Below are 16,589 nucleotides of genomic sequence, written 5' to 3'. Positions count from 1 at the left end.
GGGGTACTCCTGGGGAGAAACAGGCTGCGCACAGGGAGGGAATGCGCTGTCGACCGCCTTGCGCGCATGACCACCTCGGATCACGCGCTACACCGGAGAGTCATGCGGAAAACGCACTGGCCTCACTGTCGAAAAGTGAAACATCCTTCCGGGCGCGACTGTTATTAATTGGATTAGTCTGTAACCGTATAAAAAATAACTGTACAAAACCTGAAAATCGCAAAGACTGAAAGAGTTATCGGCTTCAAATCTTCCGAGGGTAAAAAATGCTTCGCGACATCCTATTACCCGATGTAGTTCTCACGCGCTGTGATTACTATTTGGAATCGATTCTTCCGAACAATTCAGATGCATTGACAGCCAACGCCACATACTTCGGCAATGCGGCGTGGGCCAAGGAATATCTGGACTACTGCCACCGCGACGCGCATTTCCGCAGCCGCTGGCTCGCCGCCGGGGGCGACTGGACGGACAAGGTCGTCATCGACCTGGGCTGCGGGCCGGGTAACCTCTTCGCCACGCTGGGCGGCAGGCCCAGACTGCTGATCGGCGTCGACGTGGCCGGAGGCTCGCTGGAGCTGGCTGCGGGCCTGGGCTACACGGCGGTGCTGGCGGACGCGGCGCACACGCCGTTCCGCTCGCAGGTGGCGGACATCGTGGCAATCAATGCATCGCTACACCACTGCGACGACATGAAGGCGGTGCTGCAGGAGGGGGCCCGCCTCGTGAAGCCCGATGGCCTGCTGATTACCGACCACGATCCGCAGCTCACGGCGTGGGACTATAAGGGCCTGGCCAGGCTGATGTGGGATGCGCGGCTGTGGGTCTATCGCGCGACAGGGCACGGTTTTCACAAGACCGGCAGTCAGCAGTCATGGGGGCTGAGAACCGAAGTGCATCACCGGCCCGGCGACGGCGTGACGAAGGAGCTCTTCGAATCCACGCTGGAGCCGCTGGGCTTCGAGGTTCGCGTGCATCCGCACAACCACCAGATAGGAGCGCAGGCGCTGGCTGGCGACGTCGGGCCGGCGCAATGGAAATACCGCATGGGCAATGTGCTGTCGGGCCGCGACCCGAAGGCACCCGCGAGCGCGCTGTCGCTGATGTGCATTGCAAGGCGCAAGACCGCAGAAAAAGCGCCAACCAACTGAACGCCCGGCGACTGCTGGTAGCCTTCCCGGATTCTTCGAGCGCGGCCCCGGGCATCCGGGAGCGCGAGATTCAGTTATCCAGGAAGGAATCCGGTAGTGGTTGTGACAGGAAGGAACTGGCGCGCGGGCATTGCGCTGACCGCGGCATTGATGGTGGCAGCGTGCTCCACCTCCCCCAAGGCGCCAGTGGCGGGGCCGGGCGAATACGTCGTCCAGCCGGGCGACACGCTCTATCGCATCGCGTCGAAGACCGGGCGCTCGCCGGGCGACATTGCCCGCTGGAGCAATCTGCAGGACCCCGACAAGCTCGAAGCAGGGCAGGTGCTGCGCGTGGTACCGCCGGGTGGTGGTGCATCGTCCGAGCCGCCTCCTGCCAGGAGCGCAGGCGCCGAACGTCCGGAACGCCCCGAGCGTTCGAGGCCGCCCCGGGCCGCGGCGCCCGAACCAGTCGCACCGCCGGCGTCGCGGCGCAGCGACTGGGCCTGGCCCGCGCAAGGCCAGGTGATCGCGGGCTTCAACGGCACCAGCAACAAGGGCGTCGACATCGGCGGCAGCGTCGGCGACCCGGTGGCATCCATCGGCGCTGGCAAGGTGGCCGTGACGGAAACGCTGCGCGGCTACGGCAGCGTGCTGATGGTCGATCACGGCGGCTCTTATATGTCGGTCTACACCAATGTGCGTACGGTGCTCGTGAAACAGGGCCAGCAGGTGAAGCAGGGCCAGAAGATCGCCGAGATCGGCGGCGCGGACGGTGGGCGCGCCAGCCTCCACTTCGAGATCCGCTACCGCGGCAATGCGGTCGACCCGCGCCAGTACCTGCCGGCAAGGTGACCGGACGGGGCGGCCTCTGGCGAAAGGCATCCCCCAAATTGGCGATATCGCGGTGCCTGTGAAATGCGCAGACTCTCGCCCTTAGTCTTAAAAAAAGGGGCGGTAATGGAACTCGTGCATTGGCTGTTCATCATTTTCGGCATCGCATTGGCGCTGACCACCCAGTGGTGCCTGCTCGCACCGTTCAGCCTCGAATGGAAGCCACTGCGCGAGCAGATCACTGAACAGGTCACTCAATCGGCCGCGCTGCTCGAAGAGTGCGCCTCGGGGCGCGACGCCAGGGCCTAGCCTCCCGGCCGGTTCCAGCCCGCCTGCTGTCGCAGGCCCTCTAAGATGCTCGCTCTTTCTGGATGACGTGAAGACGCGAGAGGCAAAGGGAGGGCCACGCATGATTTCTTTGCTCCACACCGCGGACTGGCAGATAGGCCGCGTGTTCTCGCAATTCGAACCCGACGACGCCGCGGCACTGTTCGAGGCGCGTTTCAAGGTGGTCGAGCGGCTGGCCGCCATTGCGGCCGAACGCAAGGTCGATGCTGTACTGGTTGCAGGCGATGTGTTCGATTTGCAGACCGTATCGGACAAAACCATTCGGCGCATGTTCAACGCCATGCAGGGCTTTTCCGGCCCCTGGCTGCTGATTCCGGGCAACCACGATTCGGCGCTGAGCGAATCGGTCTGGAGCCGCGCGCAGCGGCTGGGCGCCATCGCACCGAACATCGTCTGCTGCCTGGAGCCGAAGCCCCACACGGTGGCGGGCAAGTTCACGCTGCTGCCCGCGCCGCTCACGCAGCGCCATACCTACGGCGACCTCACCGACTGGTTTGCCACGGCGCCAAGCGAAGAAGGGCTGCCCCGCATCGGGCTGGCGCACGGCTGCGTGCAGGGCATCCTGTCCGAAGACATCGACTCGGCCAATCCCATCGCGACTGGGCGCGCGGCGCAAGCCCGGCTCGACTACCTCGCGCTCGGTGACTGGCACGGCACGCGGCAGATCGACGATCGCACCTGGTATGCGGGCACGCCCGAGACTGACCGCTTCAGGGCCAACGACTCGGGGCAGGCGCTGCTGGTCGGCATCTCAGGTGTCGGGGCAGTGCCGACGGTCGAGGCGATCCGCACCGGCCAGTTCGACTGGCAGCAATGGGAGCCGCGGCTCACGGTGCCTTCCGACATTGATGAACTGGTGGAAAAGCTGGAGCAGGTGAGCGGCAGCGACGTGCTGCAACTGCGCGCGCAGGGCGCCTGCGACCTCAACGGCCACAACAGGCTGAGCGCCGCGCTCGACGCCGCCCGCGCTCGCGCCCGTGCCCTGGTGTGGGACGGCGAAGCGCTGCGGCTGGAGCCGACGGAAGACGACATCCAGGCGCTGCACGCCGACGGCTTTGTCGGCGAGGCGCTTCAAGAGTTGCGCTCGCAGCAAGGCGATGCCGATGCCGAAGTGGCTCGCGACGCGCTGCTCACGCTCGCCCGCATCCTCGACGCTCAGGGAGCGGGCGCATGAAGTTGCAGCGTCTTCGCATCGAGAACTTCAAGCTGTTCCGCGCACCGCTCGAAATCGACGGCTTCACTGACGGACTGAATCTTTTCGCGGCGCCCAACGAGTCGGGCAAGTCCACCGTCGCCGAGGCCATTCGCGCCGCCTTCTTCGAGCGGCATCGCTCCAGCGCCGTCGAGCACCTGCGGCCATGGGGCGAGAGTTCGGCAACGCCCACGGTCGAAGTCGATTTCGAACTCGACGGCAAGCCGTGCCGGCTCACCAAAGCCTTTCTCGGCAAGAAGCGCTGTGAGCTTGTCATCGATGGCAAGGCGATGGACGGCGCGGTGGCCGAAGACCATCTGGCTGCATTGCTGGGCTTTCGCTTTCCGGGCAAGGGCGCCAGCACGCCGGAGCACATGGGCATTCCGGGGCTGCTGTGGATCAAGCAGGGCACATCACACGACATTGCCAGCGCCGTGGGCTTCGCCAGCGACCACCTGCGCAACGCACTCGGCGAATCGTTGGGCGAACTGGCTTCCAGCAACGGCGATGCGGTGCTGAAGGCGGTGGAGAGCGAACGCAACGAACTGCTCACGCCCGCCGCCGGAACACCGCGCGGCGCCTTCGCGGATGCCATCAGGCTGCGCACGGAGCTCGAAGCCGACATCGAACAGCTGCGCGCCGACATCGAGTCTTATCAGTCGGGCGTAGACCGTCTCTCCGGCCTGCGCCGCGATCACCAGCGCGATGAAGCCGCGCGGCCCTGGACGGCGCTGCGGGAGCAACTGGCCATCGCACGGCAGCGGCTGGACGAAGCCAAGGGTTTGAACGACAGGAAGACCGCGCAGGACGCCGCGCTCAGGCAGGTCACGGCGCAGGTGAATTCCTGGCGAACCCAGCTCCAGGCGATGGAGCGTGAGGAAGCCACAGTCGTCCTGCGCGAGAAGAATCTGCAGGCGGCACAGGAAGGCTTGGCCAAGGCGCTGGGCGAATTGCAGGCGTGGGAACCCCGTCACGCGGCTGCAGCAAGGGCCGATGCCGGCGCGCGCGAAAACCTGCGCCTTGCGCGGCAGGCGGCCTCGCGCATCGCGCAGGAGAAAACCGTCGAAAGCCTGGCCGAGCAGCTTGAGGCGCTTGCACAGAGCCACGAGAAGGCAAAGGGCGAGCAGGACAAGGTCACGCGCCTGCAGGCCGAGGCGCAGGCGCTCGCGGTGCCGGAGGGCGAGCTCAAGCGGCTTCAGCGTTGCGCAGATGCGCATCGCACGGCGCAAGCCAGGCTCGATGCGGTGGCGACGGCCCTGGAGTTCGAGCTGCAGCCTGCTGCGAAGGTCCGGGTCGCCGGCACCGAGCTTTCCGGCTCGAAGCGCCAGACCGTCATCGCGCGGACCGACATCGAGATCGAAGGCGTAGGCCGCATCACGGTGCTGCCGGGCGGGGCTGATCTGGAAAGCCTTGCCATCGAACGGGACCGTGCACGCGACGAACTCGCCGGGCTGTTGCAGGTCCTGCGCGCGGAGAGCGTCGCGGCTGTCGAGGAGCGCATGCGGCAGCAGGCGTTGCGCAAGGGCGAAGCCGGTGCGGCGGTGGCCGTGCTGGCTGCGCTGGCACCGAAGGGGCTGAGCGCGCTCGCCGCGGACATCGCCATGCGCGAGGCCCGGCTGGCTGAAGCAAGGCAGGTTCTGCAGGGCATGCCGCCGGCCGACGCGGCGATGCCGTCGAGCGCGCAGGCCGAATCGGAGGAGGGCGCCGCACGCGCGGCGCTGGAGGCTGCATCCGCGGCACTCAACGACGCCAAGATTGCCGCCGGCAATGCGCGCGAGCAGGTCAAGGCTGCTGAAGACGAACTCGCGGCGGTCAAAGCCACGCTGAATGACCCGATGCGCGCCAACCGCAAGACGGAAGCCGGCGCTGCATTGACGGATGCGCTCGCGCAGCAATCGGCCCTGCAAGACAAGGTCGCTGAGCTGGCACAGCAGTTGCAATCCGCCAACCTGCCGGTGCTCGCTCAGGACGTGGAACGGCTGGAGCAAAGCGTCAAGCAGGCCGAGTCCACGCACAGCCAACGGGCCAACGAGATCACCCGGCTCGAAGCCGAACTCGAAGCCAGAGGCGCGCTGGGCCAGGAAGAAGCTGCGTCCGAGAAGCGGCGCGAACTGGAGCATGCCGCGCGGCGTTGCGCCGAACTCGAACGCCGCGCGAAGGCGCTGGACCACCTGCTCAAGCTGCTGCGCGAAAAGCGCTCAGCCCTGGCACGACGCCTTCGCGCGCCGCTGCAGAAGCACCTCGACCACTACCTGCAGATTCTTTTCCCTGGTGCGCAGGTCGAGGTCGGCGACGACCTTTCGCCAGGCCGCATCACGCGGCAAGGCCTGCGAGGCGCCCAGAGCGGCGCATTCGAAGAACTCAGCGTGGGCGCGCGGGAGCAGATGGGCGTCGTCGCCCGGCTGGCCTATGCCGACCTGCTGAAAGAGGCGCGCAAGCCGACCTTGCTCATCCTCGACGACGCGCTGGTGAACACCGACGAAGATCGCCTGCGGCAGATGAAGCGGGTGCTGTACGACGCGGCAACGCGCCACCAGATACTGATCTTCAGCTGTCATCCGGAGGCCTGGCGCGATCTCGGCGTCGTGGCGCGCGGCATTCCGTGATGTCTTGGCATTGCGACGTCCACCTGCAATCACACTATCCAGAATATTCGGCCGGTCGCTAAACTGCGCCGTCATGCGTCGCTGGCTTTGTACGTCCGCAGTTATTGCCTTTCTGTGCTGTCACGGGTTGGCCGTGCTTGCTCAGAACATGGTGGGCTTCGGGCAGCACCAGGCCAACGTCGCGCAGGTGCATCAGGCCAGCGCCTGCGAGCTTCATCAGGGCCACGCCGGTGCTTCGGTTCTGGATAACGGCATCGATTCCGACGAAGTGGACCTTGCCGCCGGAAGGCGCGAGATTTCACTGCCGGCCCTTCGACCGGAAGCTCCCCTGGAATTTGCCGTGACGGTCTTGCCGTCCGCGCCTCTCGAGCGGCCCATGCGGCCGCCACAACGCCTCTCCTTCCTCGCATAGGTCGTCTCGTTTCGACCTGGGGCCTTCGGGCCCTGCTCATTGCGTGTGCTCGCGCCGTCGGCATTGACGGCCGTCCGATGCACATCCGCCATCAAGAGGACGAAGAAGAGGAGAAAAAACCATGGAGCAATCGAGTGACGTGATGTTTGCCAGGCTGGCCGATTTCAGGATCGACGCCGAATTGCTGAGGCAGCATTTCCTGGCACACGTGAAGCCGATGCCGTCGACGCCATACCGCGACAACCGCGTGGACTACATCGGCTGGGCTGTCACCAGCCGCGACGGCACGCTGGAGGACGGCATCCGGCGGATTCCCGCAAAGAATGCGCGCGGCGTCACGCCGACAGACGCCTGCAGCGGTTACCTGGCCCGGGTGATGAATGCGCTGCGCAGCCATGGCCTGACGCCCTTCAGGGCCCGGATCATGCAGCTCGAAAGCGAAGGCCAGGAGATGCCGCTGCACAACGATGCGGCCAAGGAAACCTGGCGCCTGCACATCCCCATCATCACCAACCCCAATTGCTTCTTCGAATGGCAGCGCGCCGACGGCAGCATCGAGAGCGTGCACTTGCCGGCCGACGGCTCGGCCTGGCTGGTGCGGGTGGATGTGAACCACAGGGCGGTCAATCGAAGCCAGCAGCCGTCGAACCGGGTTCATTTGCTGATGGGACTGGATGCCAATCCATCCTTCGAGATGCTGACCGAGCCCTGGCTGCCTGTGCTCCAGCAGCAGTTGGTGGCTTGAGCTCGCATGAAGAATGCGCGATGGCTGGTGTGCCTGGTAGCAGCCGTTCTGCCAGTCGCGGCCCAGGAAATCGAGGCCGGCCGTTGCCGGGTGGAGCGCAACGCAACGCTCTCCCAGCTCGACCGCGTCTACGTGCGCGACGAGTTCCGCATTCGCTACACGCTGGAGGGAACCCACGCGCTGCCGGACATTCGCGATCTCGACCGCAATGGCATACCCGACAAGGTGCAGGACGTGGCAACGCAACTGGTCGTGGGCCGCAGGCTGTTCACCGATGTGATGGGGCTGACGCACCCCATGCGCCAGCCACGCTATGCACGCGCCACCTCGATCGACGTGTTCCTGCTGAAGATGGAGAAGGGCAACGGGATGTCCTACGACGAGGTGATGAACTATCGACTGGGCTCCGACGAAGCGGCCGGCGGCTGTGCCCTTCGCATCGATCTGCTCAACCGCCACGCGAACCAGAACGTGACACCGATCCACGAGCTTTTTCACCAGTACCAGTACGGCTACACCATGTTCAAGGCGCGCTGGTTCCTGGAAGGCACCGCGCGCTGGTCAGAGTACGCGCTGCGCCCCGGAAGCGGACCGCAGCAGCCGTTGCCGGCCACGCTGCCGGCACTGCGCGAGCAGGTGTTCTCGCAGACCTACGGGGCGAGCGGCATGTGGAACCGTCTGGCGGGCATGCTCGACCCCGACGGCCGGCTCAGGCTGCCGCCCGGCTTGGCGCAGACCACCTATGTCGATGGCAGCCTGGTCATCCGGGGCGACCAGTTGCACGGCGCGGCCTTCATCAAGGCGCTGCTGGAGGCGCTAGGCCCGCTCGACCGGCAGGTCGCGGCACGCAATGGCTGGCCGGTATTTGGCTGGAAGGAGGAGGATCAGCGTTCTTCCGCACACGACGCGGAGATACTCAAAGGCGTGCTCCAGGCGACGCGGAATGAAGCGGCGCGCTCGAAGGCCCGCAGGCCGGCCGAACTGGAAGAATTTCTTGCGCTGGAGGCGCTTGTGAAAAAGGATGTGCCATGAGTCTGGGTGAACTGCTGGCGTCGGCCAGGCCCGCGATTGCGACGCTGTGGGACGAATGCACGAGCGCCTGCGCCGGCATCGACGCAGAGGCCGCGGGCGTGCTCTTCATGTCGGTCTGCAACGGGAAGGAACGGGCTCATGTCGTGACCATCCGCGGAAAGAACTTCGAGCAGACATGGGTCAGGGGCGCGCAGCTGCTGCATGCCTGGCTGCGCAAGCAGAAGAGTGCTGCGCCAATCTGGCTGCGTGTGGATGTGGTGCACACCGTGCACGCCATGTCCTGGCAGGAGCTGAAGCAGGGCTTTGCGACGACCAAGCGCAACTACTTTCGCCATGGCATCGCGTTCAAGCCCGATTTTTCCGTGGCCATTCTGGAGCCGGAGATCGGTGCGCACGCCGTGCTGTACGACGGCGCACTCGACGAGGCGACACCCAATGCGGCGAATCTGAAGCTCTACGGCAAGTACCGTTACGGGCTGGAGCTGGAATGGCCGACGCAGGCGCAGGAGCCGATCTGGGTCTTCGACACGCGAGCCGTGTTCACCGACGGCAAGCAGCTTCACGCCATCGAGCATCAGGGCCGGGGCAAGGGCCATCGCGTCATGCCCGAGTGGAACGCAGGCCAGGTGCACGACATCGTCACGACCAGCACCGCATACCTCGCACGGCAGGTCAAGCCGACCGGCCAGTACCACTACGGCTGGTTTCCCTGCTTCGACCGTCCCATTCCCACCTACAACGCGCTGCGGCACGCCAGCTCCACTTACGCGCTGCTCGAAGGCTGGGAGCTGACGCAGCGCCCCGAGCACAAGGCCGCCATCGACCGGGCGCTGGCCTACCTCACGCAGACGCTGATCCAGCGCGCCACGCTGCCCGGTGGGGAGCAGGGCGCTTTTCTCGTGGACGTCGACAACGACAACGAGATCAAGCTGGGCGGCAACGCCGTGTGCCTGCTGGCGATGGTCAAGTACACCGAACTCACCGGCGACCGGCAATACCTGCCGCTGATGGAGCAGCTGGCCCTGGGCATCGTGCACATGCAGGACCCGGGCTCGGGCCGCTTCGTGCACGTGCTGAACCACCCTGACCTCAGCGTGAAGGAAGAGAACCGGATCATCTATTACGACGGCGAAGCCGCCTTCGGCCTCATGCGCCTGTACGGGCTGACCAGCGATCCGCGCTGGCTGCAAACCGTCGAGAAAGCGTTCGGGCATTTCATCGAAGCCAGACACTGGCAGGCCCACGACCATTGGCTGAGCTACTGCGTCAACGAACTCACGCTCTACAGATCGGACGAGCGCTACTACCGCTTCGGCCTGGACAACGTGCGCGACCATCTCGACTTCGTGCTCGAGCGCATCACCACCTTTCCGACGCTGCTGGAGTTGATGATGGCGGCGCAGAAGATGATCGTGCGCATGCAGGCAGATCCGCAGCACGAGCACCTGCTGCAAGGCTTCGACATCGACAAGTTCTACCGGGCCCTGGAGCAGCGTGCGCGCTACCTGCTGACGGGCCACTTCTGGCCCGAGATCGCCATGTTCTTCAAGAACCCGGGGCGCATCGTGGGCAGCTTCTTCATTCGCCACCACAGCTTTCGCGTGCGCATCGACGATGTGGAGCACTACCTGTCGGGGTACGTGGCGTACTGGAAGTACCTGCAGGGCGGCGGGCGACCTTCCCTGACGCAACAGGAAGAGGCAAGGCAAGCGGCACCGGCCGCCATCGCGCAGACATAGCGGTGCCTCTTGCTGCCCGGAAACGCTCCGGGTAGGCGTTTTGTCATGGTCCCGTGCCCACGCGGGCAGGGCGCTTGACTCCCCTGCAAAGGGGCGCTTCGCTCATGTGCGAAGACAGCGTGATTCCTACAGTCATCCCCAGGCCGAACGCTTCTGTCCATACCGGGCAGACAGGCGGTTCAGGCCGGTCACGACAACCGGGGAACACGCATGGAACCGCTCGCATTGCTGCCGAGACCCTTCATGAACCTGCTGCGGGAAGACGCAGGCATGTCGTTCATGGAGTTCGCTCTGATCGGCGCTCTGGTGATGGTCGTGTGCCTGCTCCTGCTGCTCGCCATCCGGCGCAGCGCCTGAACTCGCGGAGCCGACCATGCAAGAACTCGACGCCGTTCTCGAACTGCTGGCAATGCTGGCTTCCGACATCCGCATGCCCGCGCTTTTCGCGCTGCTCGTGGTGGCAGCCGTCAGCGACTGGCGCTCCTACCGCATTCCCAACTGGCTGACCTTCGGCGGCGCGCTCTTCGCGCTCGTCTACGGCACGCTCGCTGCCCGCACGCCAGCCGCAGGCGCAATGAGCGCTTTCGGTGGCCTGGGTGTGGGCTTCGCTGCGATGCTGCCCTTCTATGTCCTGGGATTGATGGGGGCGGGCGACGTGAAGCTCATGGCCATGGCAGGAGCCTTCATCGGTCCGCAGCAGACGCTGATGGCGGTGCTCTTCACCTTCATTGCCGGCGGCATGGCGGCGCTGGTGTTCGCCATCCACCGCCGCCGCCTCGCGCACATGCTTGCCAACGTCAAGACCGCGGCACAAGGCATGGCGTTCTCGAGCATGGCGGGCATCCGCCCCACGGGGCACGTTCACATGAGCCAGTCCGTGGGGAAGCTGCCCTATGGCATCTGCATCGCGGCGGGCACGGTGGTCGAAGTGCTCGCACATCAACTGGGCTACGTCTAGCCCTCTCATCTTTTACCTGCGACGGAGGTTCGTATGAAGAACATCAAGGCGATCGGGCTGATCCTTCTGGCCCTTCTGACGGGGCTGGCGGCCGCGGTCTACGCGGCCGGGTGGATCTCCAGACAAAGCGGCATCGCGTCCAACAAGGTCGTGGTGGCCGCCGTGGACATCGAACTGGGCAGCCGCGTCAACGCGCAGATGCTGTCCACGGTCGACTGGCCCAGCGACTCGGTGCCGAACGGCTCGTTCAGCGACATCAAGGCGCTGGATGAGCGCGTGGTGAAGGTAGGCGTGCTGCGCGGCGAAGCGCTCATTGAAGGCAAGCTGGCACCGGTGGGCACCCAGGGCGGGTTGTCGGCGGTGATCGCCAGCGGCAAGCGAGCCATGACGGTGCGCGTCAACGACGTGGTCGGCGTCGCCGGTTTCGCGCTGCCGGGCAACTATGTCGACGTGATGGTCAACGCCCAGCAGGACAAGGGCCGTGGCGAGGAAGCGTCGCAGATCAGCAAGACCGTGCTCGAGAAAGTGCTGGTGCTGGCGGTGGCGCAGGAGGCCAACCGCGACGACACCAAGCCCAAGGTCGTGAGCGCCGTGACGCTCGAACTCTCGCTCGAAGATTCTGAAAAGCTCGACCTGGCACGCAGCGTGGGCACGCTGTCCCTGGTGCTTCGCAACCAGATGGACAAGACCACGGTCGCCACCGGCGGCATCACCAAGGGCCAGCTGTTCGGCGAGAAAGACATCGTGCAGGTCTCCACCGCGGCTGCGCCTGCTCCGGCCCGCCCGCGTATCCATCGTGCAGGCCCCGCCGCGCAGCCGGCTTCCCAGTGCGTGGAAGTCATCCAGCACGCGGGCAGCTCGCTGACCTGTTTCTGATCCGGTCATCAGGAGGAACACCAAGTGCGCCATATCTCAACAACACTCGCCCGCCTGCTGGCGACCCTCGCGACAGTGGCGGCTCCCGCCGCCATGGCCGCGGAGGTTGCGGCAACCGCCTCGGCCACGGCCGCCATGCCCGCCGCTGCACCTGCAGCATCCGCTGCGTCCCCGGCGGCAGCGGGCAACGCTCCCAACAGCCGACGCTGTACCGCCATCATTCCGGACGACCAGCCGACCCAGGCTGTGCTCGGAAAGTCGGTGGTCATTCCCCTGCGGGCGCGTGTGGTGCGCATCGTGGTCAGCGGCCAGCCTCCGAGCCGGGCGCCGGCGGCTTCTGCCGCTGCCGTGCCGGCGGGCATGCAACCGCCCGCACAGGCTGCCAATGCGAATGCCGGCGACGGCGTTGCCGATGTCGACGTGACGCTGCTGAGCCCGACCGACCTGTTCTTTCGTGGCCGCCAGGCGGGCTCGATGAACGTCGTGCTGCAGAGCGCCGACGGCACCTGCTACATCAAGGACGTGATCGTCACCATCGATCCGATGGCGCTGCAGGCCAAGCTGGCGGAGCTGATGCCCGAAGAGCGCCGTATCCGCGTGCGCAGCGCCGAGAAATCCATCGTGCTCACCGGCGAGATCAGCGACGCGCTCAAGCTCGACGACGTGATGAGCCTGGCGTCGGCCTACGGCGCGGACGGCAAGAAGGTGGTGAACCTGCTGCGCGTCGCGACGCCCCAGCAGGTGATGCTCGAGGTGAAGATCGCCGAGGTCAGCAAGACACTGCTCGACCGGCTGGGCTCGCGCGTCGGAATTGCGCGCACGGGCAACGGTGGCCTGAACAACTATTCGCTGATCTCCAACTTCCTGAGCACGGGCGCTGGCCTGGCCCAGGCGCTGCGCATCGGCCGCACCTCGCTGACCATCGACGGCCAGAAAGACGACGGGCTGGTGCGCATTCTTGCGGAGCCCAACATCATGGCCATCAGCGGCCAGCAGGCCAGCTTCCTGTCGGGCGGCAAGATCTTCATTCCGGTGGCGCAGAGCGCCGCTGGCGGCGGCGGCACGAACATCACGCTGGAAGAAAAGGAGTTCGGCATCGGGGTCAAGTTCACCCCGACCGTGCTCAACGGCGACCGGATCAACCTCAAGATGGTGTCCGAGGTGTCCGATCTCTCGCAGACCGGCTCACCCTTCACCACGGTCTCGGGCGTTACCGCGGTACTGCCTTCGCTGACGGTGCGGCGCGCGGACACCACCGTGCAACTCAACGACGGGCAGAGCTTCGTCATCGCCGGGCTCATCAAGAGCAACGTGAACGAGACCATCAAGCGCTATCCGGGCCTGGGCGAAGTACCGGTCATGGGTGCGCTGTTTCGCAGCACCGAGTTCCAGAACGAACAGACCGAGCTGATGTTCGTCATCACGCCGCGCCTGGTTCGTCCGCTGGCCGAGTCGCCGCGGGTACCGACGGACAACCACGTCGTTCCCAGTCGCGCCGAGGTCTACCTCAACGGCGCCCTTGAAAGCGCCACCCCGGCACCGGCCGCCCCGGCCAGCGAAACCCCGTGAGGAGCACCACCATGTTCATCAGATCGACCACCGTCGCGCTCGTCTGCCTTCTTGGCGCCAGTTGCTCGACCGTTACGCCTAACTACGACGCGCGCTTCGGCGACGCAGTGCGCGACGCAAAGAAAAAGATGACGCTGAACCCGAACGCCGGCAAGAACGGCGACCCGGTTGCGGGCATGGACGGCCGCTCGGCGCGCGAGTCGATGAATCAGTACCACGAGTCCTACAAGTCGCCGCCACCGGCGGTCAACGTCATCAACATCGGCGGCCAGATCGGTGGTCAGGGCGGCGGCTCGGGCAAGTAACGGGCTGCGTTTTCTCTCGAATTCGATCCTCGAAGTCTTTACATGGAAAGGAGAGCGCCACGAACTGCAACGAACTTTTTTCCCTCACCCACCATTGTTTTCAAACCTGATTTCCAACTGTTCAAACCTTGAAAGGAAAGAACCATGAAGAACTTTCTCCAGGCCATCGGCCAATCGACTCGCGGCTTCATGCTCGAGGAAGAGGGCGCCCAGGTCGTCGAGTACGCGCTGATCATCGCCGTCGTCTCGATCGCACTGGTCGTTGCACTGAAGGGCCTTACGGCCAACAACGGCGGCTTCACGAGTTTCATCACTCGCGTCACGACCTGCCTGACCGGGACGACCTGCACCTGAGCAGTCTGTCGTGGAGGGAAGCGGGTCCGGTTTTCCGGCCCGCTTCGTTCCACCCACCCATCCGCTCCCACTCATTCTTCTTCAACACGAATTGGGGTCATCACCATGTTCAAGTCATTCATGACAGACGAGAGCGGTGCGCAAGTGGTCGAGTACGCATTGATCATCGCCGTGGTTTCCATCGCGCTGGTGGTCGCACTGCAAGCGCTGTCGGGCAGTACCGGCCTGGGCGCGTTCATCGACCGAGTCACCACCTGTCTGGGCGGCACGAGCTGCACCTGACGCGGCTTTCCTGCGTTGTTCCAACCAGCAAGAAAGCCGATCATGTTCACCTGCCGCCAGCATCGCCGCCAGCGTGGCGCGATGATCGTCACAGCCGCGCTGTTCCTGTTGTTCCTGATGGGCTTCATGGGCATCGCACTCGACTTCGGCCACCTGTTCGTCATCAGGACCGAACTGCAGACAGCGGTGGACAGCTGCGCCCTGGCCGCCGCGCGCGAGCTCGACGGACAGGGCACAGCCCTCACGCGAGCCACGAGCGCAGGCCAGACCGCCGGCAACGCGAACCGCGTGAACATGCAATCGAGCACCTGGAGCGGGCAGGGCAAGATCGTCACGGCCGACATCACGTTTCGCGACTCGGCCTACGCCCTCACGACCGCGCCCGCCGTGGCCCGCTATGCGCAGTGCACGCACACCCAGCCCAACGTCAACATCTGGCTCATGAAGGCCATGGGCGCCTTCTCGGGCGATACCGCCGGCAATCCCGCTACGCGCAGCGTCACGGCGAGCGCGGTCGCCACGCGCGCCAGTGCACAGACCACGTGCCCCATTCCCGTCGCCATGAAGCCCAAGCCGGGCGGCACGGCACCGAACTACGGCTTCACCGTAGGTGAATGGGTGACGCTCATCCAGGCGCAGAACGCGGCCGCGGGCGGCCAGATCGGCTGGGCCAATCTCGACGGCAGCAACAGCGCCTCGGAAACCGAATCCGAGCTTGGCAATCGCTGCGGTACCAAGGTAGGCGACACGCTCGGCACGCCCGGGGTGCAGACCTCGGTAGCTGACGTCTGGAACCAGCGCTTCGGCATCTACAAGAACAGCGGCGATCCAAGCGTGGATCGGCCCGACTACACCGGCTATGCCTACACCTCGCTCAACTGGCCCGCGCAGTTCAATGCCTACAACGGCGCGCCGGGCGCCGGAGCACCCGCGAGTGCCCAGAACTTCGTGACCAAGCGGGCTTCCTTCGCGTCCTGCGCCGACACCGGGACCAAGGTGAAGGGCGCGAACAGCTGCGAATCGATCACGGGGCTGTCGCTCAACAGCTTCCAGAAGCTGGCCAACCCGGGCAACGTTGCCGGAGGCCACATGCAATACGGCTTTGACCGCCGCATCGTCACGGTGCCGGTCATCGACGGCGGTAACCACGTGATCGACTACGCCTGCATGCTGATGCTGCAGCCGCTGAGCATTCCGATGACCGACACGCTGCTGGAATTCCGCGGCAACGCGGGCGCCGTGGGCAGCCCCTGCACCACCAGCGGGCTGGCCGGCGGATCGGCGGGGCCACTGGTTCCGGTGCTGGTGAGGTGAACGCCATGAAAAGATCCCATCACACACAGCGTGGCGCGGCACTGATCGAGCTGGCGCTGATCACGCCGCTGCTCCTGCTGCTGACCTTCATTGCCACCGAGTTCGGCCGCGCGATGTACGAGTACAACGCGGTCGTCAAGTCGACCCGCGACGCGGTGCGCTACCTGTCCGTGCAGACGCCCGGCACGCACGTCACCGAGGCGCGCAACCTGATCGTGTACGGCAACACGGCCGGCACCGGGGCGCGGCTGGTGCGCGGGCTGAGCCTGTCGAACGTGCCGTCCGGCAGCTGCTGCACCTGGCAAACGGCCGGGGCGAACCCGATCATCACCACGGTGACGGTGCGTGTCAGCAGCTACACATTCCATTCGCTGTTTCCCTCGGTGATCGGCGTCGTCTTCGCCGATGCGAACGGCAACATCGTCTTCAGCGAAATCGCAGCCACCATGAGGGCGCCATCATGAGAAAACGCATCACCGGCGCGACCACGGTCGAATTCGCCTTGGGCCTGCTTATCTTCCTCATGTTCGTGCTGGGCATCGTCGACTTCTCGCGCATGCTGTTCACGTGGAATGCGGCCCAGGAGGCAACACGCGCGGGGGCCAGGTATGCGGTGGTGTGCGACGACACCGGCCAGCAGGCGCTGGTGCTTGCCCGCATGAAGGCGCTGCTGCCGCAGATCAGCACGGTGTCGGTGGCGTGGGCGCCTTCGGGCTGCACGGCCGCGACCTGCCAGGGCGTCACCGTCAGCATCACCGGGCTCAACTACCAGTGGATCTCTCCCATCGCAGGTGGTGTCGCACCGCTGATCCCGATGCCGGGCTTTTCCACCTACCTGCCGCGCGAGGTGATGCGCAAAGACCCGAACAGCGCAGCCATCTGCTCCTAGCAACGCA

At 65.4% G+C, this 16,589-nt stretch carries 19 protein-coding genes; all 19 read left to right on the top strand.

The genetic code is table 11. From position 1 onward, the window contains the following. Positions 1–353: 353 nt before the first annotated feature. Positions 354–1,151 carry a class I SAM-dependent methyltransferase gene (locus ACSFBF_RS03840; protein ID WP_435465001.1) on the top strand — a complete coding sequence of 266 codons (798 nt, stop codon included), beginning with the start codon at positions 354–356 and terminating at the stop codon, positions 1,149–1,151. A 96-nt stretch (positions 1,152–1,247) separates the two neighbouring features. After that, positions 1,248–1,982: a peptidoglycan DD-metalloendopeptidase family protein gene (locus ACSFBF_RS03835; RefSeq protein WP_435465000.1), complete on the top strand. Its 735-nt coding sequence runs from the start codon at positions 1,248–1,250 to the stop codon at positions 1,980–1,982. Positions 1,983–2,087: 105 nt separating this feature from the next. Continuing rightward, positions 2,088–2,270, top strand: a complete 183-nt coding sequence (locus ACSFBF_RS03830; protein WP_435464999.1) for a hypothetical protein — start codon at positions 2,088–2,090, stop codon at positions 2,268–2,270. 100 nt (positions 2,271–2,370) lie between these two features. Continuing rightward, complete coding sequence (locus ACSFBF_RS03825; protein ID WP_435464998.1) at positions 2,371–3,483, top strand: metallophosphoesterase family protein; 1,113 nt, start codon at positions 2,371–2,373, stop codon at positions 3,481–3,483. Continuing rightward, positions 3,480–6,107 carry an AAA family ATPase gene (locus tag ACSFBF_RS03820; RefSeq protein WP_435464997.1) on the top strand — a complete coding sequence of 876 codons (2,628 nt, stop codon included), beginning with the start codon at positions 3,480–3,482 and terminating at the stop codon, positions 6,105–6,107. The genes ACSFBF_RS03825 and ACSFBF_RS03820 overlap by 4 nt, the downstream gene beginning before the upstream one ends. Before the next feature lie 133 nt (positions 6,108–6,240). Then, entirely contained in the window at positions 6,241–6,519 is a 279-nt protein-coding gene (locus tag ACSFBF_RS03815; protein WP_435464996.1) for a hypothetical protein, read from the top strand. 121 nt (positions 6,520–6,640) lie between these two features. After that, entirely contained in the window at positions 6,641–7,264 is a 624-nt protein-coding gene (locus tag ACSFBF_RS03810) for an aspartyl/asparaginyl beta-hydroxylase domain-containing protein (protein WP_435464995.1), read from the top strand. Positions 7,265–7,270: 6 nt separating this feature from the next. After that, positions 7,271–8,296, top strand: a complete 1,026-nt coding sequence (locus ACSFBF_RS03805) for a hypothetical protein (protein ID WP_435464994.1) — start codon at positions 7,271–7,273, stop codon at positions 8,294–8,296. Next, on the top strand, positions 8,293–10,035 hold the full coding sequence (locus ACSFBF_RS03800) for an AGE family epimerase/isomerase (protein WP_435464993.1): 1,743 nt from the start codon (positions 8,293–8,295) through the stop codon (positions 10,033–10,035). The genes ACSFBF_RS03805 and ACSFBF_RS03800 overlap by 4 nt, the downstream gene beginning before the upstream one ends. A 210-nt stretch (positions 10,036–10,245) precedes the next feature. Further along, positions 10,246–10,392: a hypothetical protein gene (locus ACSFBF_RS03795; RefSeq protein WP_435464992.1), complete on the top strand. Its 147-nt coding sequence runs from the start codon at positions 10,246–10,248 to the stop codon at positions 10,390–10,392. A gap of 16 nt (positions 10,393–10,408) precedes the next feature. Beyond that, positions 10,409–10,993 carry an A24 family peptidase gene (locus tag ACSFBF_RS03790; protein WP_435464991.1) on the top strand — a complete coding sequence of 195 codons (585 nt, stop codon included), beginning with the start codon at positions 10,409–10,411 and terminating at the stop codon, positions 10,991–10,993. 33 nt (positions 10,994–11,026) lie between these two features. Next, positions 11,027–11,869, top strand: a complete 843-nt coding sequence (cpaB, locus tag ACSFBF_RS03785) for a Flp pilus assembly protein CpaB (RefSeq protein ID WP_435464990.1) — start codon at positions 11,027–11,029, stop codon at positions 11,867–11,869. Positions 11,870–11,962: 93 nt separating this feature from the next. After that, positions 11,963–13,438, top strand: coding sequence for a type II and III secretion system protein family protein (locus tag ACSFBF_RS03780; protein ID WP_435465913.1), 1,476 nt, complete (start codon positions 11,963–11,965; stop codon positions 13,436–13,438). 11 nt (positions 13,439–13,449) lie between these two features. Further along, positions 13,450–13,743, top strand: coding sequence for a hypothetical protein (locus tag ACSFBF_RS03775; protein ID WP_435461424.1), 294 nt, complete (start codon positions 13,450–13,452; stop codon positions 13,741–13,743). 144 nt (positions 13,744–13,887) lie between these two features. Further along, the gene (locus tag ACSFBF_RS03770) at positions 13,888–14,097 is read left to right on the top strand and encodes a Flp family type IVb pilin (RefSeq protein ID WP_435464989.1); all 210 of its coding nucleotides are present in this window, start codon (positions 13,888–13,890) and stop codon (positions 14,095–14,097) included. A gap of 105 nt (positions 14,098–14,202) precedes the next feature. Next, positions 14,203–14,379, top strand: a complete 177-nt coding sequence (locus tag ACSFBF_RS03765; RefSeq protein WP_435464988.1) for a Flp family type IVb pilin — start codon at positions 14,203–14,205, stop codon at positions 14,377–14,379. Between the two features lie 42 nt (positions 14,380–14,421). Next, positions 14,422–15,693: a pilus assembly protein TadG-related protein gene (locus ACSFBF_RS03760; RefSeq protein ID WP_435464987.1), complete on the top strand. Its 1,272-nt coding sequence runs from the start codon at positions 14,422–14,424 to the stop codon at positions 15,691–15,693. Between the two features lie 5 nt (positions 15,694–15,698). Next, positions 15,699–16,157, top strand: coding sequence for a TadE/TadG family type IV pilus assembly protein (locus ACSFBF_RS03755; protein ID WP_435464986.1), 459 nt, complete (start codon positions 15,699–15,701; stop codon positions 16,155–16,157). Continuing rightward, entirely contained in the window at positions 16,154–16,582 is a 429-nt protein-coding gene (locus ACSFBF_RS03750; protein ID WP_258354941.1) for a TadE family protein, read from the top strand. Before ACSFBF_RS03755 ends, ACSFBF_RS03750 begins: the two co-directional genes overlap by 4 nt. The last annotated feature ends 7 nt before the right edge of the window (positions 16,583–16,589 follow it).

The organism is Variovorax nivicola (assembly GCF_051216475.1).
Taxonomy (GTDB): domain Bacteria; phylum Pseudomonadota; class Gammaproteobacteria; order Burkholderiales; family Burkholderiaceae_C; genus Variovorax.
The sequence above is the reverse complement of the archived record's forward strand: the minus strand, read 5'-3'. Positions and strand labels throughout refer to the sequence as shown.